This is a genomic window from Cupriavidus malaysiensis (assembly GCF_001854325.1).
GTDB classification, from domain to species: domain Bacteria; phylum Pseudomonadota; class Gammaproteobacteria; order Burkholderiales; family Burkholderiaceae; genus Cupriavidus; species Cupriavidus malaysiensis.
Genome location: NZ_CP017754.1, coordinates 951,955 through 975,131 on the forward strand (window position 1 = coordinate 951,955; position 23,177 = coordinate 975,131).

At 69.5% G+C, this 23,177-nt stretch carries 23 protein-coding genes; 6 read left to right on the plus strand and 17 right to left on the minus strand.

Annotated features, from left to right (window positions below):
• The first annotated feature begins 86 nt into the window (after window positions 1-86).
• The gene (locus BKK80_RS04160) at window positions 87-1,004 is read left to right on the plus strand and encodes a LysR family transcriptional regulator (protein ID WP_071068620.1); all 918 of its coding nucleotides are present in this window, start codon (window positions 87-89) and stop codon (window positions 1,002-1,004) included.
• A gap of 19 nt (window positions 1,005-1,023) precedes the next feature.
• Here BKK80_RS04160 and BKK80_RS04165 read toward each other — a convergent pair whose 3' ends face one another.
• Window positions 1,024-2,148 (minus strand): anhydro-N-acetylmuramic acid kinase, encoded by a 1,125-nt coding sequence (locus BKK80_RS04165; RefSeq protein WP_071068621.1) that lies wholly within the window; start codon window positions 2,146-2,148, stop codon window positions 1,024-1,026.
• A 40-nt stretch (window positions 2,149-2,188) separates the two neighbouring features.
• Complete coding sequence (locus BKK80_RS04170; RefSeq protein WP_071011034.1) at window positions 2,189-3,571, minus strand: M23 family metallopeptidase; 1,383 nt, start codon at window positions 3,569-3,571, stop codon at window positions 2,189-2,191.
• A gap of 211 nt (window positions 3,572-3,782) precedes the next feature.
• Here BKK80_RS04170 and tyrS point away from each other — a divergent pair, with 211 nt between their 5' ends.
• The 4 genes from tyrS (at window position 3,783) to BKK80_RS04190 (ending at window position 6,928) form a co-directional block, all read left to right on the plus strand.
• Window positions 3,783-5,024: a tyrosine--tRNA ligase gene (tyrS, locus tag BKK80_RS04175; RefSeq protein ID WP_071011035.1), complete on the plus strand. Its 1,242-nt coding sequence runs from the start codon at window positions 3,783-3,785 to the stop codon at window positions 5,022-5,024.
• A gap of 17 nt (window positions 5,025-5,041) precedes the next feature.
• Window positions 5,042-5,506 (plus strand): D-aminoacyl-tRNA deacylase, encoded by a 465-nt coding sequence (gene dtd, locus BKK80_RS04180; protein ID WP_071011037.1) that lies wholly within the window; start codon window positions 5,042-5,044, stop codon window positions 5,504-5,506.
• 34 nt (window positions 5,507-5,540) lie between these two features.
• Window positions 5,541-6,188 carry a YbhB/YbcL family Raf kinase inhibitor-like protein gene (locus tag BKK80_RS04185; RefSeq protein WP_071011039.1) on the plus strand — a complete coding sequence of 216 codons (648 nt, stop codon included), beginning with the start codon at window positions 5,541-5,543 and terminating at the stop codon, window positions 6,186-6,188.
• A 65-nt stretch (window positions 6,189-6,253) separates the two neighbouring features.
• A complete protein-coding gene (locus BKK80_RS04190) occupies window positions 6,254-6,928 on the plus strand; it encodes a histidine phosphatase family protein (RefSeq protein ID WP_071011041.1) in 675 nt (224 codons plus the stop codon).
• 40 nt (window positions 6,929-6,968) lie between these two features.
• On the opposite strand, the gene BKK80_RS04195 is transcribed toward BKK80_RS04190, so the two are convergent.
• The 15 genes from BKK80_RS04195 to BKK80_RS04265 all read right to left on the minus strand — a co-directional run bounded on the left by BKK80_RS04195 (window position 6,969) and on the right by BKK80_RS04265 (window position 20,601).
• On the minus strand, window positions 6,969-7,706 hold the full coding sequence (locus BKK80_RS04195) for a queuosine precursor transporter (RefSeq protein WP_071011042.1): 738 nt from the start codon (window positions 7,704-7,706) through the stop codon (window positions 6,969-6,971).
• Between the two features lie 135 nt (window positions 7,707-7,841).
• Window positions 7,842-8,429 (minus strand): BPSL1445 family SYLF domain-containing lipoprotein, encoded by a 588-nt coding sequence (locus BKK80_RS04200; RefSeq protein ID WP_071011044.1) that lies wholly within the window; start codon window positions 8,427-8,429, stop codon window positions 7,842-7,844.
• Window positions 8,430-8,719: 290 nt separating this feature from the next.
• Window positions 8,720-9,784 (minus strand): Holliday junction branch migration DNA helicase RuvB, encoded by a 1,065-nt coding sequence (gene ruvB / locus BKK80_RS04205; protein WP_071011046.1) that lies wholly within the window; start codon window positions 9,782-9,784, stop codon window positions 8,720-8,722.
• An 81-nt stretch (window positions 9,785-9,865) separates the two neighbouring features.
• The gene (gene ruvA, locus BKK80_RS04210; RefSeq protein ID WP_071011048.1) at window positions 9,866-10,447 is read right to left on the minus strand and encodes a Holliday junction branch migration protein RuvA; all 582 of its coding nucleotides are present in this window, start codon (window positions 10,445-10,447) and stop codon (window positions 9,866-9,868) included.
• Between the two features lie 166 nt (window positions 10,448-10,613).
• Window positions 10,614-11,159: a crossover junction endodeoxyribonuclease RuvC gene (gene ruvC, locus BKK80_RS04215; protein WP_071011050.1), complete on the minus strand. Its 546-nt coding sequence runs from the start codon at window positions 11,157-11,159 to the stop codon at window positions 10,614-10,616.
• 165 nt (window positions 11,160-11,324) lie between these two features.
• Entirely contained in the window at window positions 11,325-12,899 is a 1,575-nt protein-coding gene (gene purH, locus BKK80_RS04220) for a bifunctional phosphoribosylaminoimidazolecarboxamide formyltransferase/IMP cyclohydrolase (protein ID WP_071068622.1), read from the minus strand.
• A gap of 16 nt (window positions 12,900-12,915) precedes the next feature.
• Complete coding sequence (locus BKK80_RS04225; protein WP_071011054.1) at window positions 12,916-13,149, minus strand: Fis family transcriptional regulator; 234 nt, start codon at window positions 13,147-13,149, stop codon at window positions 12,916-12,918.
• On the minus strand, window positions 13,146-14,228 hold the full coding sequence (gene dusB, locus BKK80_RS04230; protein ID WP_071011056.1) for a tRNA dihydrouridine synthase DusB: 1,083 nt from the start codon (window positions 14,226-14,228) through the stop codon (window positions 13,146-13,148). The genes BKK80_RS04225 and dusB overlap by 4 nt, the downstream gene beginning before the upstream one ends.
• Window positions 14,229-14,461: 233 nt before the next feature.
• Window positions 14,462-15,745, minus strand: a complete 1,284-nt coding sequence (locus tag BKK80_RS04235; protein ID WP_084545468.1) for a UbiH/UbiF/VisC/COQ6 family ubiquinone biosynthesis hydroxylase — start codon at window positions 15,743-15,745, stop codon at window positions 14,462-14,464.
• Window positions 15,723-16,187: a hypothetical protein gene (locus BKK80_RS04240; RefSeq protein ID WP_071068623.1), complete on the minus strand. Its 465-nt coding sequence runs from the start codon at window positions 16,185-16,187 to the stop codon at window positions 15,723-15,725. Before BKK80_RS04240 ends, BKK80_RS04235 begins: the two co-directional genes overlap by 23 nt.
• Window positions 16,184-17,566, minus strand: coding sequence for an aminopeptidase P N-terminal domain-containing protein (locus BKK80_RS04245; protein WP_071068624.1), 1,383 nt, complete (start codon window positions 17,564-17,566; stop codon window positions 16,184-16,186). The genes BKK80_RS04240 and BKK80_RS04245 overlap by 4 nt, the downstream gene beginning before the upstream one ends.
• Before the next feature lie 99 nt (window positions 17,567-17,665).
• Window positions 17,666-18,427, minus strand: a complete 762-nt coding sequence (murU, locus tag BKK80_RS04250; protein ID WP_071037507.1) for an N-acetylmuramate alpha-1-phosphate uridylyltransferase MurU — start codon at window positions 18,425-18,427, stop codon at window positions 17,666-17,668.
• A complete protein-coding gene (locus tag BKK80_RS04255) occupies window positions 18,424-18,747 on the minus strand; it encodes an AzlD domain-containing protein (RefSeq protein WP_071011066.1) in 324 nt (107 codons plus the stop codon). The genes murU and BKK80_RS04255 overlap by 4 nt, the downstream gene beginning before the upstream one ends.
• Window positions 18,744-19,472, minus strand: coding sequence for an AzlC family ABC transporter permease (locus BKK80_RS04260; protein ID WP_232346304.1), 729 nt, complete (start codon window positions 19,470-19,472; stop codon window positions 18,744-18,746). Before BKK80_RS04260 ends, BKK80_RS04255 begins: the two co-directional genes overlap by 4 nt.
• Before the next feature lie 94 nt (window positions 19,473-19,566).
• On the minus strand, window positions 19,567-20,601 hold the full coding sequence (locus BKK80_RS04265) for an aminoglycoside phosphotransferase family protein (protein ID WP_071068625.1): 1,035 nt from the start codon (window positions 20,599-20,601) through the stop codon (window positions 19,567-19,569).
• 153 nt (window positions 20,602-20,754) lie between these two features.
• On the opposite strand from BKK80_RS04265, the gene BKK80_RS04270 reads away from it, so the two are divergent.
• A complete protein-coding gene (locus BKK80_RS04270; RefSeq protein WP_071037504.1) occupies window positions 20,755-23,172 on the plus strand; it encodes an LPS-assembly protein LptD in 2,418 nt (805 codons plus the stop codon).
• Window positions 23,173-23,177: the final 5 nt, after the last annotated feature.

Here is a 23,177-nt window from a genome sequence, read left to right on the forward strand (position 1 = left end):
CGGTCTCCCGTGCCGGCTGCCGCAAGTATGGTCTGCACGCCTTCATAGGAAAAGCATATATTTCCTATCTTCCAATATAGGAAATCATGATCCCCTTTTCCTTTCGTCAGCTCGAGTACTTCATCGCCGCCGCGGAGCAGGGCAGCATCAGCGCCGCCGCCCGCGCGCGCCACGTTTCGCAGCCCTCGGTATCGCAAGCCATCGCACAACTCGAGCAGGCGCTCGGCGAGGCCTTGTTCCACCGCCGCATCAGCCGCGGGCTGGAGCTGACGCCTGCCGGCCAGCGCCTGCTGGGGCGTGCCCGCGACATCCTGGCGCTGGCGGCGGACCTGGGCGGCGCGGGCGCCGGCCAGGCCGCGCTGTCGGGCCAGCTGGCCATCGCCTGCTTCCAGGACCTCGGGCCGTACTACCTGCCGCGCCTGCTGGCCGGCTTCCGGCAGCGCCACCCGGCGGTGGAGGTGACCTTGCTCGAGTCGGACCTGGCCAGCGTCCACCGCGCACTGGGCAGCGGCAAGGCCGAACTGGCGCTGACCTACGATCTGGGCTTCGATGCCGGCGTGGAGCGCTGGACCCTGGCGCAACTGGCGCCCCATGCCCTGCTGCCGGGCGACCATGCGCTGGCGCGGCTGCCGGCCGTCAGCCTGCAGGAACTGGCCGGGCAGGTGCTGATCCTCGAGGACATCGCGCAGACGCGCGAGTATTTTCTTTCCTTGTTCTGGGCGCAGGGCTTGCGTCCGCGCGCGCTGCAGTACACGCAGACCTTCGAGATGCAGCGCGGGCTGGTCGCGCACGGCTATGGGGTGGCGCTGTCCTGTACGCGCCCGGCGGGGGATCAAAGCTATGACGGCAGGCCGCTTGCCTGCCGTCCATTGCGCGACGCGGTCGAGCCGCAGCGTGTCGTGCTGGCCTGCTCGCCGGCGATGCGGCCGGCACCGCTGGCGCGGGCCTTTCTGGCGTGGGTGCGGCAGACCGTTCCGGAAGCGGCCGAAGGCGGCGCAGCGTGAGGTGCGCCGGTGCGGCCGCTCAGCGGGGGTAGAGCGCGCCCAGCACGCGCGGCCCGGCGGCACCGGTCACGGTCGGCACGTTGCCGGCGGCCCGCTGCAGGCACTGGCGCGCCAGCCACGCGAAGGCGATGCCCTCTACCTGCGAGACCGGCACGCCGAAGTCCGCGCTGGTCTGCACCGAGACGCCGGGCAGTTCCTGCGCCAGGCAGGCCATGACATGCGCATTGCGGGCGCCGCCGCCGCACACGATCAGCCGGCGCGCATCGGGCGCGTAGGCGCGCACGTCGGCGGCGATGGCGCCGGCGGTCAGCGCACCCAGTGTGGCCTGCACGTCGGCTGGCGGCAATTCGCCGGCGGCACCCAGGCGGGCGTCCAGCCAGGCCGGATGGAACAGGTCGCGCCCGGTGCTCTTGGGCGGCGGCGCACGGAAATAGTCCTCGTCGCGCAGCCGCTGCAGCAGCGCCACGTTGACGCTGCCGCTGGCGCCCCAGGCACCGCCGGCATCGTAGGGCAGGCCGCGCCGGCTGGCGATCCAGTGGTCGAGCAGGGCATTGCCGGGGCCGCAATCGAAGCCGGTCACCGGCCGGCCGCTGTCGGCCGCCGGCAGGATGCTGATGTTGGAGATGCCACCGATATTGCAGGCCACGCGGGTTTCGCCGGCCGCGCCGAACAGGGCGTGGTGCAAGGCCGGCACCAGCGGTGCGCCCTGGCCGCCGGCAGCCACGTCGCGGCTGCGGAAATCGGCCACCACGTCGATGCCGGCCAGCTCGGCCAGCAGGGCAGGATGCTGGCTCTGGCGCGTGTAGCCGATGCCATCATACTGCCCGGGGCGGTGGCGGATGGTCTGGCCATGCGCGCCGATGGCGCAGACATCCTCGCTGCCGAGGCCGGCTTCGCGCAACAGCGTGGCCGTGCAGTCGGCGTAGACGTGCGCCAGTGCATTGGCGGCGAGCGCCTCGCGGTGGACCTCGTCGGGCCCCGGCTGCTGCAGCGCGCCGAAGGCCTCGCGCAGCGCCGCGTCGAAGGGCTGGTGGGCGGCGGCCAGCACCAGCGGGCGCGGACCGGAGAAGTCGACCAGCACGCCGTCGGCCCCATCCATGCTGGTGCCGGACATGATGCCGATAAAGCGTGCATTGAGGGTCATGGTCCGGCTCCGTCCGGTCGGGTGCGGGGCGCCGCCTCGCTCAGTTGCTGGCGGTCAGCACGTTGTAGGTGCGCAGCGCGTTGATGCGGCTGAGCATGCTGCTGGTATAGCTCAGGAACTGCTGGCGAGCGGGTCCGCTCAGCGCGGGCGATTCCATCAGCGCCGTGGTCAGCGGATTCTGCGGTACGTCATTGTGGCGGAATTCGTAATGCAGGTGCGGTCCGGTGGCCCAGCCGGTCTGGCCGACGAAGGCGATCACCTGGCCCTGGCGCACATGCTGGCCGCGCTGCACGCCGGCAAAGCCCGACAGGTGGGCGTAGTAGGTCGAGTAGCCGTTGGCGTGCTTCAGGATGACCAGGTTGCCGTAGCCGTTCTGCTGGCCGACGAAATCGACCTCGCCATCGCCCGAGGCGAACACCTTGGTGCCGACCGGCGCGGCGAAGTCCACGCCCTTGTGCTGCGCCCAGTAGTGATGCAGCGGGTGGTCGCGCCCGCCGAAGCCGGACGAGATGCGGGTGAACTCGACCGGTGTGCGCAGGAAGGGCCGCTGCATGCTGCGGCCGTCGAAGGTGTAGTAGGCGCCGCTCTTGCTGCCTTCCGGCGCATACCAGAGCGCCTGGTACAGCTCATTGTGGTTGATCAGCTCGACCGCCATCACGCGCCCGTTGCGCACCAGGCTGCCGTCGCGGAAGCCTGCCTCGTAGACGATGCGGAAGCGGTCGCCGCGCGCGATATCGTGCTGGAAGTCAATCACGCCCGAGAAGATCGAGATCATCTGCTCGACGATCTCGTCGGGTACGTTGGCGGCGTCCATCGCGTTGAAGAAGCCGCCGCTGCCGATCGCGCCCGACGCCATCTCGTAGCGCGTCTCGTTGCCCACCGTCTGCACGCGTGCGCGGTATTGCGGGTTGAGGTCGTCGCCGCCGGCTCGCTCGATCACCAGCAGGCGGGAGTTGGCCACGTCGCCGCCGAGGTTGGCCTGCAGCGACACCAGCAGGTTGCGCTCGTCGACTTCCGCCTGCACGGCCTGGCCCGGCTCCAGGCCGAACAGGCCGCGCGCGGTCGGATTCCTGGCGATGAAGGCCTGGGCATCGGGATCGTCCACGCCCAGCCGCTTGAGCAGCGTGGCGATGGTGTCGCCACGCAGCATGCGCTCCTGGCGCACGTAGGTGGCGTCGCTGTCGGTCAGCTTGTCGAGCTGCTCGCGCAGGTCGGGCAGGCGCATCGGCTGCAGCACGCGCGGTGCCTGGGGATCGTCGTAGGCCGAGCGCGGGGCCACACCCATGGCGGCGGCCATGCCCAGCGCGAACACCGTGCCTACCGCCGCCGTCAGTTGCTTGCGGCGGCGCGCATGGTGCGCGTTGGTCGGGTCGACGAGTACCACCAGCTCACGCGCGAAAACTTCGCGGAGTCTGGACCACATCACGTAAAATTCACTCTTGGTTTGGCCCCGCTGCCGCGACGATTTGCTTCGTCTGCCTTCGCTCCCCGAGGTGCGGTGCGGGCGCTTTGCATTTGCCGCCTACAATGGCGGTTGGCCGCGGGATTGCTCCCGTCGCGCCGGAAGGGCGGATTGTACCAGATTCCCTGCCGGTGGCCGTGTCGAATTCTCATGTTTTTCAACGACTTACGTCATGACTGAAGTGTCCTCCGGCCCCGCGGCCAACTACCCCCTGACGCCGTCGGTGATGCACGCCCTGGAGGTGTCCAAGCGCGGCTGCGACGAACTGCTGATCGAATCCGAGTGGCTGCAGAAGCTGGCCCGCAGCGAAGCGACCGGCGTACCGCTGCGCATCAAGCTGGGCCTCGATCCGACCGCCCCGGACATCCATATCGGCCACACCGTGGTGCTCAACAAGCTGCGCCAACTGCAGGACCTCGGCCACCAAGTCATCTTCCTGATCGGCGACTTCACGTCCACCATCGGCGACCCGTCCGGCCGCAACGCCACGCGTCCGCCACTGACGCGCGAGCAGATCGAAGGCAACGCCCAGACCTACTACCGCCAGGCCAGCCTGGTGCTGGACCCGGCCCGCACCGAGATCCGCTACAACAGCGAGTGGTGCGATCCGCTCGGCGCGCGCGGCATGATCCAGCTCGCCGCCAAGTACACCGTCGCCCGCATGATGGAGCGCGATGACTTCACCAAGCGCTTCCGCTCAGGGGTGCCGATCTCGGTTCACGAGTTCCTCTACCCGCTGATGCAGGGCTATGACTCCGTGGCGCTGAAGTCCGACCTGGAGCTGGGCGGCACCGACCAGAAGTTCAACCTGCTGGTGGGCCGCGAGCTGCAGAAGGAATACGGCCAGGAGCCGCAGTGCATCCTGACCATGCCGCTGCTGGTGGGCCTGGACGGCGTCGAGAAGATGTCCAAGTCGAAGGGCAACTACGTCGGCGTCACCGAGGCCCCGGGCGAGATGTTCGGCAAGCTGATGAGCATCTCGGACGACCTGATGTGGCAGTACTACACGCTGCTGTCGTTCCGTCCGCTGGCCGAGATCGAACTGATGAAGCAGGAGATCGCGCTGGGCCGCAATCCGCGCGATTGCAAGGTGATGCTGGCGCAGGAGATCGTGGCGCGCTTCCACAGCGCGGCCGATGCCGAGAAGGCGCTCGAGGACTTCAACCACCGCGCGCGCGGCGGCGTGCCCGACGAGATTCCCGCGGTCAGCCTGGGCGGTGCGCCGCTCGGCATCGCCCAGTTGCTGAAGCAGGCCAATCTCGTGCCCTCGACTTCCGAGGCCAACCGCAATATCGAGCAGGGCGGCGTCAAAATCGACGGCGCCACGGTCAGCGACAAGGGGCTGAAGGTGGCCGCAGGTACCTATGTGGTGCAGGTCGGCAAGCGCCGTTTCGCCCGCGTGACGCTGTCCTGAGCGCGGGGCGCAAGCACATGATCGCCCTGATCCAGCGTGTCTCGCAGGCGCGCGTCACCGTCGGCGAACGGACCACCGGTGCCATCGGCGCCGGTCTGCTGGCCCTGGTGTGCGCCGAGCGCGGCGATACCGAGGCCCAGGCCGAGCGCCTGCTGGCCAAGCTGCTGGCCTACCGGGTCTTTCCCGACGAGGCCGGCAAGATGAACCTGGCCGTGCAGAACATCGATGGCAAGGGCGGCGCCGGCGGGCTGCTGGTCGTGTCCCAGTTCACGCTGGCCGCCGACACCAACAGCGGCACGCGGCCGAGCTTCACCCCGGCGGCGTCGCCCGAGGACGGCCGCCGCCTGTACGAGCATTTCGTGGCGCGGGCCCGGGTCTTGCATCCGCAGGTGGAGACCGGCGAGTTCGGTGCGATGATGCAGGTCAGCCTGACCAACGATGGCCCGGTCACGTTCTGGCTGCGGGTGCCGCCCGCGGCATGAGGGGCGCGGGCTCGTTTCGAGCAAGGAGAGTCAAATGAAGATCTGGAGCAAGTCGTTCGCCGACAACGGTCCGATCCCTGGCGAATACGCCTTCTGCGTGCCCGACGCAGCCAGCCACGTGGCGCTGTCGAGCAACCGCAATCCGGACCTGGAGTGGGACGAGGTACCGGCCGCCACCCGCTCCTATGCGCTGATCTGCCATGACCGCGATGTCCCCAGCCGTGGCGACGACGTCAACCAGGAGGGGCGCGAGGTGCCCGCCGCGCTGCCGCGCGTGGACTTCTACCACTGGGTGCTGATCGACATCCCTTCCGGCCTGCGCTCGATCAGCGCGGGCTCGCACAGCGACGGCGTGATCGCGCGCGGCAAGCCCGGCCCCGAGGCGGCCGGCGGCACGCCCACCGCGGGCGGCCTGCGCCATGGCCTGAACGACTACACCGGCTGGTTCGCCAGCGACCCGGACATGAAGGGCGACTACTTCGGCTATGACGGCCCCTGTCCGCCGTGGAACGACGCCCTGGTGCACCACTATGTGTTCACCGTCTACGCGCTGGACGTCGAACGGTTGCCGCTGGAGGGCAGCTTCACCGGCGCGCAGGTGCTCGCGGCGATGGCCGGCCACGTGCTGGCGCAGGCCAGCCTGACCGGTACCTACACGCTCAATCCGAAATTCGCCAAGTAAAGACCAAGAAGACCGGAAAAGCCGGGCAGGGTGCACTGCACGGCGTCCCGCAACGAGGAAACGGCATGTCGCAGAGCTTCGGGCCGCACGCACTGGCCATGACCCACCTGATCCTGATCCGCCACGGCGAGACGGCCTGGAATCGCGAGCGGCGCCTGCAAGGCCAGCTCGATATCCCGCTCAACGGGACCGGCCAGGCACAGGCCCGCGCGCTTGCCGGCGCGCTCACCGGCGAGCCCATCGATGCCGTTTATTCGAGCGACCTGTCGCGCGCGCTGCAGACCGCCACGCCGCTGGCCGAGGCGCTCGGGTTGGCGGTGCGTCCGGAGCCGAGGCTGCGCGAACGCTGTTACGGCGTGCTCGAGGGCATGAGCTATGCCGAGGTGGCAGAGCGGCGCGCCGAGGACTTCGCGCGCTGGCAGGCGCGCGTGCCGGACTACGCGCCGGAGAACGGCGAAAGCCTGCGCGGTTTTCACCAGCGTGCGGTCGAGATCGCGCTGGCGCTGACGCGCCGCCATCCCGGCGAACGCATCGCGCTGGTGGCGCACGGCGGCGTGCTCGACTGCCTGTACCGCGAGGCCACCGACATGACGCTGGAAGCGCCGCGCCAGCACGAACTGCTCAACGCCAGCATCAACCGGCTGCGCTGCGATGGCGACCGCCTGTCGCTGATGCAGTGGGGGGACATCCAGCACCTGGAGGCGCTGACGCTGGACGAAGTGGACCGGCGCGTGCCCTGAGCGCGCCGCCGGTCGTCGGCCGTGCGCTGCTGCCGCCCGCTCAGACCCGTACGCGGAATGGGGTGAAGTCGGTGCCGCGGTCGAACCAGTCCTCATGCTCCGCCGCCTTGAGGAAGGCGACCACCTTGTAGGTCACCGGCGTCATCACCACTTCCCAGCCGGTCTTCAGCACGTACTGGGCGATGGCCACCTGCACCACCTTCTCCAGTGGCCAGATGCCGTAGAAGGCGATCACGTAGAACAAGGACGAATCGACCAGCTCGCCCGCCAGTGTCGAGCCGATGGTGCGTGTCCACAGCCAGCGGCCGCCGGTCCACAGTTTCATCTTGGCCAGCACATAGCTGTTGGCGAAGCTGCCGCAGCAGAAGGCGATCAGCGAGCCCATGGCGATGCGCCAGGTATTGCCGAACACGTCTTCCAGGCTCTTCTGGTAGTCCGCCATGAAGGGGGCCACCGGCATCCTCAGCACCACCAGGCTCATGAAGGTGGCGAAGGCCAGCGCGGCAAAGCCGGCCCATACCGCGCGCCGGTCGCGGCCGTAGCCATAGACCTCGGTCAGGACGTCGCCGAAGATGTAGGAAACCGGGAAGAACAGTACACCCGCGCCGAAGGTGACCGGGCCCAGCACGGGCAGCGTGACCTGGGCCGCCTTGGCCGCACCGATCAGGTTGGAGCACAGCAGCACCGTGACGAAGGCCGCCATCACGAAATCGTAGTAGCGGTAGACGCGGCCGCCGGTGAGGGTCTGGGCGGTGTTGGCGGTCGAGGAGGGCGGCATGTCGGTCGGCGTTTCCCGGCGATTATGCCAGCCGCTGCCGCACCCCGCCTGCATGGGAAAGATCCCGGCCGCGGCCGGGATCTTCTGTGGCGCCGGAGCGACAGCCGACCGCCACAGGGCGACTCCGGCACGGGCTCAGATGTTGAGCTTGCTGATCTTGGAGCCGTTCAGTGACACGTCGACCATCAGCCCGGCATTGGTCTGCACGAAGCCGATCACCGGCTGCTGGCTGACCAGGGTGTCGATGGTACCGTTGGCGCCGACCTTGATCAGCGCCACGTTGGCGTCGACGCCCGCGGTCCAGCCGCTGCTGTTGAGGAACTTGCTATAGGCTTCCGGCGTCATGAACATGATGATGACGGCCTTGGACTGGCCACCGGCGGTCAGGCCGACGGAGGCCGAGGCCGTGCTGTAGTAGCCCACGGTCTGGCCGCGGCTGCGCAGCGCGCCTTCACCGTATTCGCCGCCGACCACCAGGCCGGCGGAGAGCACGCGCGGGAACACCAGGATGCCCTGGGCGCGCTGGGCCAGCTCACGGGAGCCGCTGACCGAGCCGTACAAGCGGTTCAGGGCACCCTCCACGCCGGCGTTGATCTGCTGGCGCTTGGCTGCGACGTCCGTCGGCGCCTCGCTGCCGGTCGTGGTGCAGCCGGTGGCCACGGCGGTCGTGGCCACGGCCAGCCCGGTGGCCGAGATCCGAAACATAAAACCGCGTCGATCCATTTGAGTCTCCATGTGAAAGACAATGCGCCGGATCCGTAACGCTCAAGCAGCAAGCCGGCTCGACTATTGTGGTCAATCCGTCAATTCCGGGCAACGCACCACAAAAAGTTTTTCAACGGCACTCAAAAACGCTTAACTCGCGCGCGGGGCGGTTCCCGCCGCGCGAGGCGGGCCAAGCCCGGGTTTGCCGCGGCGCGGCAAACCGGTCGGGAATGTAGCGGGGAATGTGGCGGGGAACGTGGCTGGCAATGCGCAGGGGCATGGGCCGTGGGCGGCCCGCATGCCGGCACTCAGACGGTGCCGGCCGGGTCGTACGGCGCCTCGCCGCCAGCGTCGGGTGTGGCCAGGCCGAAGTGGCGGTAGGCGCTGGCCGTCGCCACGCGCCCGCGCGGCGTGCGTTGCAGGTAACCCTGCTGGATCAGGTAGGGCTCCAGCACGTCCTCGATGGTGTCGCGTTCCTCGCCGATGGCGGCGGCGAGGTTATCGACGCCGACCGGGCCGCCGCCGAACTTGTGCAGCACGGCTTCCAGCAGCTTGCGGTCCATCAGGTCGAAGCCGGCGCGGTCCACGTCGAGCATCGACAATGCGGCGTCGGCCATCTCGCGTGTAATGGATCCGTCACCCTTGACCTCGGCATAGTCGCGCACGCGCCGCAGCAGGCGGTTGGCGATCCGTGGTGTGCCGCGCGCGCGGCGGGCGATCTCCAGCGCGCCGCCGGCCTCGATATGGGCGCCCATCAGCTCGGCCGAGCGCGTGACGATGCGCGCCAGCTCCTGCGCCGTGTAGAACTCCAGGCGCGCGACGATGCCGAAGCGGTCGCGCAGCGGATTGGTCAGCATGCCGGCGCGCGTGGTGGCGCCGACCAGCGTGAACGGCTGCAGGTCGAGCTTGACCGAACGCGCGGCCGGGCCCTCGCCGATCATGATGTCGATCTGGTAGTCCTCCAGCGCCGGATACAGGATCTCCTCGACGACCGGCGACAGCCGGTGGATCTCGTCGATGAAGAGCACATCGTTGGCTTCCAGGTTGGTCAGCAGCGCGGCCAGGTCGCCCGGGCGCTCGAGCACCGGGCCGGAAGTCTGGCGCAGGTTGACGCCCATCTCGCGTGCGATGATGTGGGCCAGCGTGGTCTTGCCCAGGCCAGGCGGCCCGAACAGCAGCACGTGGTCGAGCGCCTCGCGCCGCTTGCGCGCGGCGTGCATGAAGATGTCGAGCTGGCCGCGCACCTTCTCCTGGCCGACGTATTCGTCGAGCAGCTTGGGCCGCAGGGCCCGCTCGAAGGCCTCCTCGTGCTTGGAGGCAGGCGCGGCCGAGATCACGCGCTCGGGGCCGGAAAGCTTGTCGGTTTCAATCATGGTGTTGGCAGGCGGAATGGCGCCATTCTACGCCCCGCGCCCGCGGCGGCAGGCACCGACCGATTTCCGTGATGCAGTGGTCTAGGACTTCGAGAGCGCCTTGAGCGCGAGCTTGATGCCCTCCGAGACGCCGGTGCCGGCCGGCACCTGCTTGATGGCGGCGCCGGCTTCCTTCTCCGAATAGCCGAGTGCCAGCAGGGCGTTGAGAATGTCGACCGCGCTGTCGTGCACCGCGGCGGCTCCCGGTGCATGGCCGAGCTCCGCGCCCAGCTTGCCCTTCAGCTCCAGCAGCAGCCGCTCGGCCGTCTTCTTGCCGATGCCGGGCACGCGCGTGAGCCGGCCGGCTTCCTGCAGCGTGATGGCCTGGGCCAGCTCCGATACCGACATGCCTGACAGCACCGCCAGCGCCATGCGCGCGCCGATGCCGGTGATCTTGATCAGCTCGCGGAAGGTATTGCGTTCGGCAGCCGTGGCGAAGCCGTACAGCAGGTGCGCGTCCTCGCGCACGATCAGCTGCGTCAGCAGCGTCACCGGCTGGCCGGTCTGCGGCAGGTTGTAGAAGGTGCTCATCGGCACGTCGATTTCGTAGCCGACGCCGTGGCAGTCCACCAGCAGGTGGGGCGGGTTCTTCTCCAGCAGCGTGCCGGCAATGCGTCCGATCATGTCTCGTGGGTCTCGAATGGCGAAGCCGGGCGTGTGGGTGCGCCCGTGCGCTTCGGGAAGAAAATCGCCGCCAGTGTAGCCGAGGGCGCGCGCCAAGGCGTCAAGCCTTCAAGGCGTCAGGAGGGCAACGGCCTGCCGGCCGAGCGGGATGCGGGTCCGATGATGACTAGCCGACCAGGCGCCCGCGGCGCACGCGCACGCCGCGCCGCGCCAGCTCCGGCGCGAGCCCGGCCAACGTGCCGAGCGCGTCGCCGCCATTGGCATGGCAGATGGCAACGCCCAGCGCATCGGAGGCGTCGGTACCCGGCCGGCCGGGCAGGCCGAGCAGGCGCACCACCATCTCCTGCACCTGCTCCTTGTTGGCGCGGCCGTAGCCGACCACCGCCACCTTGAGCTGCATCGGCGTGTACTCGTACACCGGCAGGCCATGGCCCACCAGCCCGCAGATGGCGGCGCCGCGGGCCTGGCCTAGCAGCAGCGTGGATTGCGGATTGACGTTGACGAAAACCTTCTCGATGGCCGCGCAGTCGGGCGCATAGGTGCGCGTGACCTCGGCCACGCCGTCGTACAGGGTCTTCAGCCGCTCGGGCAGGCTGCTGTTGCCATCGCTCTTGATGGTGCCGGAGGCGATGTAGTGGAGCTGGTTGCCGCGCTTTTCCAGCACGCCGAAGCCGGTGGTGCGAAGGCCGGGGTCGATGCCTAGGATGCGCATGGTGGGAGGGGGGATGCCATGGGCACTAGTTTAGCGCCTGGCGCGGGCGGCGGTGGGATTGCCGCGCCGCCCGGTGCCTGCCGGGGCAGGCATCGGTGTGGGGACGTCAGCGGCCGGCGCCGCAAGGGCGCGGCCGGAGACGCCGGCCGTCAGTGCATCAGTGCATCAGTGGCGGAAGTGGCGGGTGCCGGTCAGCACCATGGCGATGTTGCGCTCGTCGGCGGCGGCGATCACCTCGTCGTCGCGCATCGAGCCGCCCGGCTGGATCACGCAGGTCGCGCCGGCATCCACCACCACGTCCAGGCCGTCGCGGAACGGGAAGAAGGCGTCCGATGCCACGGCCGAGCCCGCCAGCGTCAGGCCGGCGTTCTGTGCCTTGATGCTGGCGATGCGTGCCGAGTCGACGCGGCTCATCTGGCCCGCGCCCACGCCCAGCGTCATGCCGCCGCCGCAGAAGACGATGGCATTGGACTTGACGAACTTGGCGACGCGCCAGGCGAACATCAGGTCATCCATTTCCTTGGGCGTCGGGTGGCGCTTGGTCACCACGCGCAGCTCGGCCGGCTGCACGTTCTTGGCGTCCGGGCCCTGCACCAGCAGGCCGCCGCCGACGCGCTTGAAGTCGAACGGGTTGAGGCCCTGGCCCAGCGGGATCTCGAGCAGGCGCACGTTCTGCTTGGCCTCGAACACGGCGCGCGCGCCGGCGGAGAACGACGGCGCGATCAGCACTTCGACGAACTGCTTGGCGACCGCCTGCGCGGCGGCTTCGTCCAGTTCGACGTTGAAGGCGATGATGCCGCCGAAGGCCGAGGTCGAATCGGTCTTGAAGGCCTTCTCATAGGCTTCCAGGGCGGAGACGCCGACCGCCACGCCGCAGGGGTTGGCGTGCTTGATGATGACGCAGGCCGCGCCGGCGGACGGGGCGAAGGACTTGACGCATTCCCAGGCCGCGTCGGCATCGGCGATGTTGTTGTACGACAGTTCCTTGCCCTGCAGCTGCACGTAGTTGGCCAGCGCGCCGTCCACGGCCTTCAGGTCGCGATAGAAGGCGGCCGACTGGTGCGGGTTCTCGCCGTAGCGCATTTCCTGCACCTTCTCGAAGGCCAGGTTCAGCGTCTGCGGGTAGCGGCTGCGCGCCTGGTGCGACTTCTCCGGGCCGAGGCTGGTCAGGTAGTTGGTGATGGCGCCGTCGTACTGCGCGGTATGCGCGAACACCTTGGTGGCCAGGCGGAAATTGGTGTCGTAGCCGACCTGGTTGCCATGGGCGCGCATCTCGGCCAGCACCGGCGCGTAGTCGGCCGGATCGACGATCACGGTGACGTCGCGGTGGTTCTTGGCTGCCGAGCGCAGCATGGTCGGGCCGCCGATGTCGATGTTCTCGATCGCGTCCGGCAGCGTGCAGTCATCCTTGGCCACGGTCTGCTGGAACGGGTAGAGGTTGACCACCAGCAGGTCGATGGTCGGGATGCCGTGCTCGGCCAGCGCGGCCATGTGCTCGGGCAGGTCGCGGCGCGCCAGGATGCCGCCGTGCACCTTGGGGTGCAGCGTCTTGACGCGGCCGTCGAGCATTTCCGGGAAGCCGGTGTAGTCGGCGACCTCGGTCACGGGCAGGCCGCTGTCGGCCAGCAGCTTGGCGGTGCCGCCCGTGGAAAGCAGCGTCACGCCCAGCGCGTGGAGTTCGCGCGCGAAGTCGACGATGCCGGTCTTGTCGGAAACGGAGAGGAGGGCTTGCTTGATCATGGCTCGGGGGGACTCTTCAAAGTAAACCGTGCTGCTGCAGCTTCTTGCGCAGCGTGTTGCGATTGATGCCGAGGTAGGCGGCGGCCAGCGACTGGTTGCGCTCGGCGCGCGTCATCACTGCCTCCAGCAGGGGGCGCTCGACGGCCTCCAGCACCATGTTGTAGATGTTCGACGGCTCCTCGCCGTCCAGGTCCCGGAAGTAGGCGCTCAGGCTGTCCCGGATGCATTGGTCGATCGCATTGCGGCTCATGCGGCAAGCAACTCCCTGTTCTTGTTGTCGGTTTCGCTGTCCTGCCCGTCCTGGTCGCCCTGCTGCGCCTCGTCCACATAGACCAGCCGGTCCGACAGCTGCGCCTGCTCGTCGAAGAAGGCGTTGACCGCGGCGAGTTGCGCCGTGCTGCTGTCCAGCGTGTTCATGTGGTGGCGGAACAGGTTGGCCCCTTTCAGGCCGCGCGTGTACCAGGCGATATGCTTGCGCGCGGTGCGCACGCCGGTGAATTCCCCGTAGAAGGCGTAGTGGTCGGCCAGGTGCTCGTTCATGATGGCGCGGATCTCGGCCACCTCGGGCGGCGGCAGCAGTTCGCCGGTGGCGAGGAAATGCTCGATCTCGCGGAACAGCCAGGGCCGTCCCTGCGCCGCGCGGCCGATCATCAGCGCGTCGGCGCCGGTCGCTGCCAGCACCTGCCTGGCCTTCTGCGGTGTGGTGATGTCGCCGTTGGCGACGATCGGGATGCCGGCCTGCGCCTTGACCGCGGCGATCGTCTCGTACTCGGCCTCGCCGTGGTAGAGGTCGGCGCGGGTACGGCCGTGGATCGTCAGCATGCTGATGCCGGCGTCTTCGGCCAGGCGCGCCACGCGCAGCGCGTTGCGGTTCTCGCGGTTCCAGCCGGTGCGGATCTTCAGCGTGACCGGCACCTTCGCATCGACCTCGGCCACGGCCGCCACCACCGCCTCGACGATGCGTGCCACCAGCGGCTCGTTCTGCAGCAGCGCCGAACCGGCCGCCACATTGCAGACCTTCTTGGCCGGGCAGCCCATGTTGATGTCGATGATCTGCGCGCCGCGCTCGACGTTGTAGCGGGCCGCCTCGGCCATCATGCCGGGTTCTGCGCCGGCGATCTGCACCGCGATCGGCTCCACTTCCCCGGTATGGTTGGCGCGCCGCATGGTCTTCTCGCTCTTCCACAACTGGGCGTTCGACGCGACCATCTCGGAGACGGCATAGCCGGCCCCGAGCCGCTTGCACAGCTGGCGGAAGGGGCGGTCCGTCACGCCGGCCATGGGCGCGACGAAGAGGTTGTTGCGAAGGCGATGCGGTCCGATCTGCACGATGGCGTTCGAGGATTACCCGCTGGCGTCGGCCTGCCGGGCGGACGGGAAGCAAGATGCAAAAATGGAAAAGCATGCCCGGCCAAAACAGCGTTCGGCTGGCGGTCGGGACATGGGCGAGGGCAGGATTTTACCGCCAAACGGGAGGGGTTGCCCAAGATTTGAGCAAATAATCGCAAGCCCCGGCGCCGGCGCGCCGCCGGGGCCGGCGAGGCGTTGTCCGAGGCCGGGCCTCAGCGCCGCATGCCGTACATCATCTGGTGCGCCAGCGCGTGCTTCAAGGGCGGCAGGCATGCCAGCGCGGCCAGCGAGGCCCCGCGCGCGTGGGCCGCGAGCGGGGAGGGCAGGGCGAACACGCGCGGCAGGAAGTCGGTGACGCCGATGGTGACGGCGCGATCGAGCCGGTGCCGCGCGGCAAAGTCCTGCAGACTGCGCGGCGTGCATCCCGTGCGCAAGGCGTCGGCCAGCACGAAGGCATCGCGCAGGCCCAGGTTCAGGCCCTGGCCGGCGACCGGATGTAGCGTTTGCGCCGCATTGCCGATAGCCACGGTACGTCCGCGCACCGTCACCGGCGCCGCGTTCAGGCCGAGCGGGAAGGCGTGGCGCTTGCCCGCGAGCGTGAAGCGCCCCATGCGCGGGCCGAAGGCCGCGCCGAGTTCGGCAACGAACTCGGCCTCGGGCAAGGCCAGGCGCCGGGAGGCTTCGTCCGGCGCGCAGCACCACACCAGCGCGTAGCCCGCGACGCCGTGGTCGTCATGCGGCAGCAGCGCCAGCGGCCCCTCTTCGGTGAAGCGCTCCCAGGCCCAGCCGGGCCGCGGCGCGCTGCAGCGGACGTGGCCGATGATGGCGGTCTGCCCGTAGTCGCGATGCCAACCGCGCGGGCCCGGTCCTGCCGGCATCTGCCGCTGGAACAGGCCGCCCTCGGCCTGCACCGCGATGCGGGCCGCGAACACGGCGGGCTGGCCGTCGGCACCGGTACCCGACAGGCGCACGATGCCGGCGGCGGCTCCGGCGGCGGCTCCGGCGGCGTCTTCCACAGCATCGATCCGGGTCTGGAAGACCCGGGTCAGCCGCGGCGCGCCGGCCGCGGTCCGGGCCTGTTCCAATGCCCGCTCCAGGGCCTGGCACAAGTCGCCGTAGCGGACCACGTAGCCCAGTGCCGGTACGCCGTAGTCCTCGCGGTGCAGCGCCACGTGGCCGAAACGGCCCTGCTGCGACACGTGGATATGCTCGATCGGGGTGACCTGGGCCGGCCAGGCGCCGAGGGCATCGAGCAGCTCGCGGCTGCCGTGCGACAGGGCCAGCGCGCGCGGATCGTGCGCAGCGCGGGCAGGCGTGGCGGCGTCGATCAGCGTGACGCGCAGGTCGGTGCTGCGCAGCAGCTGGCAGGTCAGGGCCAGGCCGACAGGGCCGCCGCCGGCGATGGCGACGTCGGCGGCATCCAAGGCGACGTCCGAGGGAACATCCGCGGCCGCCCCGGGCGTGCCGAAGGAATCAGGGCTTGCCGGCTTCGTCATGAGGAGGCGGGGAGGCTTCGGAGGCGGGGTGCTCGGCGCCAGCGCCGCGCTTCCAGCAGATGGCGTCGGAGCGGGATTTGCCGGCATCGGCGTCGCGCCGGGCATTGTCCAGCTTGTGCTGGTCGAAGCCGGGCAGGGCTTGCAGCCTGGCCAGCAGCGCGCCGTAGTTGACGGCCGCGGCCGGGACCACGCAACCCTGGCCGCTGTCGGCGGCGCCGACCAGGATCAGCCAGAGAGCACCGTTCCAGGGGGCGCGATCAGAGACACGTATCACCACGCGCTCGAGTGCGTCCCATGTCACTTCTTCGCGTTGGCCGTCGGGTCGGTGGACCACGGCCCGGTCTTCGAACAGGTTGATGACGAAGGGCTCGTCGGGGGTGGCCTGCGGATGCGCGGCGGCCGGCCGGCCGCCGGAAAGCAGGTTGCGCAGCCAGGCAATCATCGCGGCCCGCCTTCGCGCATGAGTGCCTCGATCTCGTCCGCCTTGACCGGCACGCCGCGCGTGATCAGCTCGCAGGCGCCGCCGGTGACGACCGCGTCGTCCTCGATGCGGATGCCGATGTGCCAGTAGCGCTCCGGCACGTCCTCGGCCGGGCGCACGTAGATGCCCGGCTCGACGGTCAGCACCATGCCGGGCTCCAGCGCGCGCCACGGCCGCTCGGTGCCGGCCGCGGCCAGGCCCGGCACGCGGTATTCGCCCACGTCGTGCACGTCCATGCCGAGCCAGTGGCCGGTGCGGTGCATATAGAAGCGGCGGTAGCTGCCATTGGCCAGCACGTCGTCCAGCGTGCCTTCCTGGTTGCGGTCGAGCAGGCCCGTGTCGAGCATGCCTTGCGCCAGCACGCGCACGGCAGCGTCGTGCGGCACGTTGTACGGCACGCCGGCGCGCGTCTCGGCGATGGCCGCTTCCTGTGCCGCCAGCACCAGGTCGTACAGCTCGCGTTGCGCAGCGGAAAAACGGCCGGACACGGGGAAGGTGCGGGTGATGTCGGAGGCGTAGCCGTCGAGTTCGCAGCCGGCATCGATCAGGCACAGGTCGCCGTCGCGCAGTTCGGCCGGGCCGGCGCGATAGTGCAGCACACAGGCGTTGGCACCGGTCGCGACGATAGAGTTGTAGGCCACGCTCTGCGCGCCGTGGCGGCGGAACTCGTACAGCAGCTCGGCCTCCAGGTGGTACTCGCGCAGGCCGGCGCGGCTGGTGCGCATGGCCCGCACGTGAGCCTGCGCTGAGATCTCGCCGGCGCGGCGCATCACCGCCAGTTCGCCCGCGTCCTTGAACAGGCGCATTTCGTCGAGCACGTTGTGCAGGTCCAGCACGGTGGCCGGCACCGCGACACCCGAGCGCGACAGCGTGCGCACGGCATCGAGCCAGCGCCGCACCTGGCGGTCGATGCGCGAGCTGGCGGCCAGCGGATAGGCCAGCACGGCGCGGTCGGCCAGCAGCGCGGGCAGCCGCGCATCGAGTTCCTCGACCGAATGCGCCTCGTCGAAGCCGAACGCCGCGAGTGCGCCCTCGGGACCGTAGCGGAAACCGTCCCAGATCTCGCGCTCTTCATGCTTGGGCCGGCAGAACAGGATGCTGCGGTCGGCGCCGGCCTCGGCGCCGGCGACCAGCACCAGCACGGCCTCGGGCTCGGTGAAGGCGCTCAGGTAGTAGAAGTGGCTGTCGTGCCGGTACGGGTAGTCGCTGTCGCGGTTGCGCATGGCTTCCGGGGCGGTGGGCAGGATCGCCACGCCGCCGCCGGCCGCGCGCAACTGCTGCAGTACGCGTGCGCGGCGTTCGCGGCAGGCCGCGAGGAGGGCAGGTTCGGGTGCGGACATGTGAGGGCCGGGAAGTCTGTTCGATGGATTCGATTCTACCGCCGCCGCTGCGTTCCCTGCACCCGGAGGCGCGCCGGGGGGGCCGCGGGCCGGGGGCCGTCAGAGCGGTGCGGCCAGCCCCGCCGCGCGCAGTTCGCGGTCCAGTTCGGCCAGCTGGGCCGGCGTGCCGACGTTCTCCCAGCGCCCCTCGAAGCGCTCGCCGCTGGCCGCGCCGGAGGCGATGGCGGCGCGATAGAGGGGCGTCATCGGCACCTTGTCGCCGGCAGCGATGTGCCGGAACCAGCGCGTGTCGTACAGGCCGATATTGCCGAAGGTGAGCCGCTCGGCGCCGGCGGGGGCGTCCTGCCACAGCCGGCCGGCGGCGTCGAGGGCGAAGTCGCCACCCGGATGGAAGGGCGGGTTGGGCACCATCACCAGGTGCATGCGGGGCTGTGCCGCCCCGGCCATGGCGCGCGCGCGCGGCAGCAGGCTGGCGTAGTCGAAGTCGCAGAAAACGTCGCCCGAGACGGCCAGGAAGATCTCCCCCGTCTGCGCTGGCGCGGTGTCGGTGCCGGCACCGCTGCCCGCACCGGTCAGCAAAGGCAGCGCCTGCGCCACCCCGCCCGCCGTCTCCAGGGCGCTGGCTTCCGGCGAGTAGGACAGCTTCACGCCGAAGCGCGCGCCGTCGCCCAGTTCGGCCTCGATGCGGAGGCCGAGCCAGGCGTGGTTGATGACGATCTCGCGCAGGCCGGCGCGCGCCAGCGCCTCGATCTGCCAGACGATCAGGGGTTTGCCGCCCACGGCCAGCAGCGGCTTCGGACAGGTGTCGGTCAGGGGCCGCATGCGTTCGCCGCGTCCGGCGGCGAAGATCATCGCTTTCACAACAGGTACTCCAGGGCTGCCAGCGCGGCCATGCCGCCGGCGATGGTCCAGCCGATGCTGCGCGTGCGCGCGGCGATCAGGATGGCCACCGCGCCGGCAAGCAGGCGCGCGTTGCCGGGGCTGAGGTCGAGGTGGCCATCGCGCATCAGCAGGTCGGGGGCGATCAGGGCCGACAGCATGGCCGGCGGCACGAACTGCAGCGAGGTGCGGAACCAGGACGGCAGGCGCACGCGACCCTCGAGCGCGATGAAGGACAGACGGATCAGGAAAGTGGCGAGGCCGGCTCCGACGAACACGGCCAGCAGGACCAGGTCGCTCATGCTGCGCTCCCGCTGCGCCGCCTCGGGCCGTGCCGGTCGCCTTCCGGGGTGCCACCGTGCTCGCGGGGCCGGCCGGAACGCTTGCCGCGGTCGCGCAGCAGCATGCCGGCGGCGATGCCGCCCAGGGCTGCCGCCATCAGCCCCGACTTGTGCGGCAGCCCGTGGCAGGCCACGGCCAGCGCGCTGGCCACCAGGGCCGCGGCGAGCTGGGCGCGGTGCTTGAGCGCCGGCACGATGATGCCGATGAAGGTCAGCGGCAGGAAGAAGTCGAGCGGCCAGTGGCGCGGCACCTGCGCGCCGACCAGTACGCCGGCCAGCGTCGAGACCTGCCATCCGGCCCACAGCGCGAAGCCCGCGCCGAAGAAATACCAGTGGCGATAGGGGCCGGCGCCGCGGTCGGCGCTGCCGCCATCCAGCCGGCGCGTCATGGCGGCGAAGGCTTCGTCGGTCAGCAGGTAGGCGATCAGCGCTTTCCAGCCGCGCGACAGCGGTGCCAGCGCTGGCGCCATGGTGGCCGAGTACAGCGCATGGCGCAGGTTGACCATGGCCACCGTCAGGGCCATCACCAGGGCCGGCGTGCCGGCCGCCCACAGCTGGGTCAGGATCATCTGCGAGGCGCCGCCGAAGACGATGGCGCTCATGGCGCAGGCCAGCCAGGCCGGCATGCCGGCATTGACCGCCAGCACCCCATAGATCAGGCCGAAGGGCGCCACACCCAGCAGCATCGGGGCCAGCGCGCGCACGCCGGCCCACCACTCGCCGGCGCGGGCCGCGCCGGCGGCCGGCCTGGCGGTACTCGGGTCGGGCACGGCGCGCCCTTCAGAAGGTATAGCCGGCGGCCCGCTCGACGCCTTCGAGTGCATCGAACAGGCGGACCAGCTTGCGCAGCTCGCTATAGCGGCCGGCCACCTGGCGCGCGTACTTCAGCACCAGCGGCAGGTTGGCCAGGTAGCCGTCCTTGCCGTCGCGGTGATAGAGGCGGGCGAAGATGCCCAGCACCTTCAGGTGGCGCTGCAGGCCCATCCACTCGAAATCGCGGTAGAAATCGCCGAAGTCGGCCGCCACCGGCAGGCCGGCGCGGCGCGCGCGTTCCCAGTAGCGGATCAGCCAGTCGAGCTGCTCCTCTTCTTCCCATTCGATATACGCGTCGCGCCACAGCGAGACGGCGTCATAGGTGATGGGGCCGATCACCGCGTCCTGGAAGTCCAGGATGCCGGGATTGGCTTCGCCGTCCAGCACCATCAGGTTGCGCGAATGGTAGTCGCGGTGCACGTAGACCTGCGGCTGCGCCAGGTTGTTGGCCAGCAGCGTGTCCATGACCTCGCGCAGGTCGGCCTGCTGGGCGGTGCTCGGCGTGACACCCAGATGCCGCGCCACATACCACTCGGGGAACAGGTCGAGTTCGCGCTGCAGCAGGGCGCGGTCGTAGGCCGGCAGCGCGCCGGGACGGGTCGCGGCCTGGATGCGAACCAGCGCGGCCGCGGCGTCGCCATAGAGCTGGCGCGCATTGGCAGGGTCCAGGCGCGACAGGTAGGTCTGGTGGCCGAGATCGGTCAGCAGCAGGAAGCCTTGCGCCAGGTCCTGTTCCAGCACGCGCGGTACCGTCACGCCCGCCGCGCCGAACAGCTCCGACACATGGATGAAGGGGCGGCAGTCCTCCTGCGCGGGCGGCGCATCCATCACGATCAGTGTGGCGTGGCCGGGACGCGCGCTGTTGACGCGGAAGTAGCGCCGGAAGCTGGCGTCGGCGGAGGCCGGGGTACAGGAATCGGGGTCGATCGACCAGGCTGGACCCAGTGATGCGACCCAGGATTTGAGCGCGTCCAGGCGTGTGTCGGGGGGAAGTGCTGCCATGCCGGAAGTAGAGGATAGGATGCCCCGTATAATACCCGACCAGACCCGGGCGCCGGGCGCCCGGACCGCGGGCGTCGGGCGGCCCGATAGCCTGTACCGGAAGGGCGCGGCGGTTCGCGCAGGCTGCCCCGACCCGACTGACTACCCGCTCGCATGACCGTCAAACCACGACCACCGAACAAGAAGGCAAACCCAGCGACGTTGCGCATGGCCGGCAGGCTGCCGGCCAGCGCGCTGCGGCCGCTCGTGCTGGCGATGGCCGGATGGTGGTCGGCCGGCCTGCACGCGCAGGCCGTCGGCTCGGGCATTCCCGACCTCCCGGTCGCCGAACCGGCCGTGGAGCAGGCGCCGGAGGTGCCGCCGGTGGCGGGCCAACTGGTGCCGAAGCTGCCCGAGCCGGAAACCGTGCGCAAGGAGCCGGACGCCAGGCCCCCGGTCTTCGTTTCCGGCGACCGCATGGACGGCTACAACGAGCGCGGCGTGGCGGTGCAGGGCGACGCCGAGCTGCGCAACGACGGCAAGGTGATCAAGGGCGACCGCCTGACCTACGACCAGGACACCGACGAGGCCTTCGTCCAGGGCAACGCCCGCCTGTCGCAGAACGGCACGCTGGCCGTGGGCCCGGAGGGGCGCATGCGCGTCGAGGCCAACGAAGGCTACATGCTGTCGCCGGACTACTATTTCCAGCAGACCGGCGGCAACGGCAAGGCCGAACGCATCGACTTCCTCGACAAGGACCACACCAGCATCCAGCGCACCAGCTACACAACCTGCTCGCCGGACAACGCGGACTGGTACTTCAGCGCGCGCCAGGTGGACATCGACAACGACCGGCAGGTCGGGGTCGCCTACGGCGCAGTGATGCGCTTCTTCGACGTGCCGGTGTTCGCCACGCCGATGATGAGTTTCCCGCTGACCGGCGAGCGCCGCAGCGGCGTGCTGGCGCCGCTGTTCTCCTACGGTTCGCGCTCCGGGTTCGACGTCACGGTTCCGTACTACTTCAATATCGCGCCCAACCGCGACCTGACGCTGTACCCGCGTGTGCTGACTTCGCGCGGTTTCCAGCTCGGTGAGGATTTCCGCTACCTGGGTGATGGCTATTCCGGGCGCATCCGCGGCGAATTCCTCCCGGACGATCAGAAGACGGGGACGAACCGTTGGGCCTATTCGGTACAGCACAACCAGACGCTGGCGCCGGGCCTGGGCGCCTATGTCAACGTCAACAAGGTCTCGGACAACACCTACCCGACCGACCTGACGCGCAGCCTGTCGCAGGCCACCACCTTGCAGTACACGCAGGAAGGTGGCGTGACCTACAACTGGAACGGGCTGAGCGTGCTGGCGCGCGTGCAGAGGTTCCAGACCCTGGCGCCCAACCAGCCGTCGTACAACCGCGAGCCGCAGCTCAACGTCAAGTACTCGCGCTATGACCTGGGCGGCTTCGACTTCCAGGTCGAGAGCGACTATTCGCGCTTCCGCATCCCGCTGACGACCACCGGCTTCCAGCAACCCGAAGGGGATCGCCTCTTCATCCAGCCGTCGATCAGCTACCCGATCGTGCGCGCGGGCTGGTACGTCAAGCCCAAGCTCATCTTCAACGCGACGCAGTACCAGATGGAGGCGGCGTCGAACACGCCCGGCAACTCCAATTCGCTGACGCGCACGGTGCCGACCTTCAGCGTCGACTCCGGCATGACCTTCGAGCGTGATGCGCCCGGCATCAGCCGCCTGTTCGGCGTCAACTATGTCCAGACGCTGGAACCGCGCCTGTTCTACGTCTACACGCCGTTCCGCGACCAGAGCCAGTTCCCGCTGTTCGATACGGTGCAGTCGGATTTCGGCTACGGCCAGATCTTCACCGAGAATCCGTTCACCGGCTACGACCGCATCGCCGACAACAACAAGGTGACGGTCGGCGTGACCACGCGCCTGATCGAAGCGGAAACCGGGGTGGAGCGCTTCCGCGGCACCCTGGCCCAGCGCGTCAACTTCAAGGGCCAGCAGGTGCAGATCGGGGGCTCGCCGACCATCGACGCCAGCTCCGGCCCGTCCGACCTGCTCGGCGCGGCCACGGTGCAGCTGTTCCGCGGCTACTACCTGGATACCGCGCTCCAGTACAATCCGGACACCGACCGCGTCGACTACACCAATGTCAGCTTCGCGTGGCGGCCCGAGACGCGCAAGCTGTTCAATATCGGCTACCGCTACCGCCGCGCGACCTCGGTGACCGACAACAGCGCGATCGACCAGCTCGAGACGTCCAGCCAGTGGCCGCTGACGCGCCGCCTGTACGGCATCGGCCGGGTCGCCTTCGACCTGAGCGCCAGCCAGCTGGTCGATGCGCTGGTCGGCTTCGAATATGCGGCGGATTGCTGGGTGGGCCGCTTCGTCTACCAGCGTTTCCGCAATACGACGAACGGCTATACCGGCCGCTTCTTCTTCCAGGTCGAGCTGCGCGGCTTGTCCAAGATCGGCACCAATCCGCTGGATCTGCTGCGCCTGAACGTGCCGGGCTACCAGCCCGTGCCGGTGCAGGCCGTGCAGCCCTCCCAGCTCGACCACTACGAATGACGGAC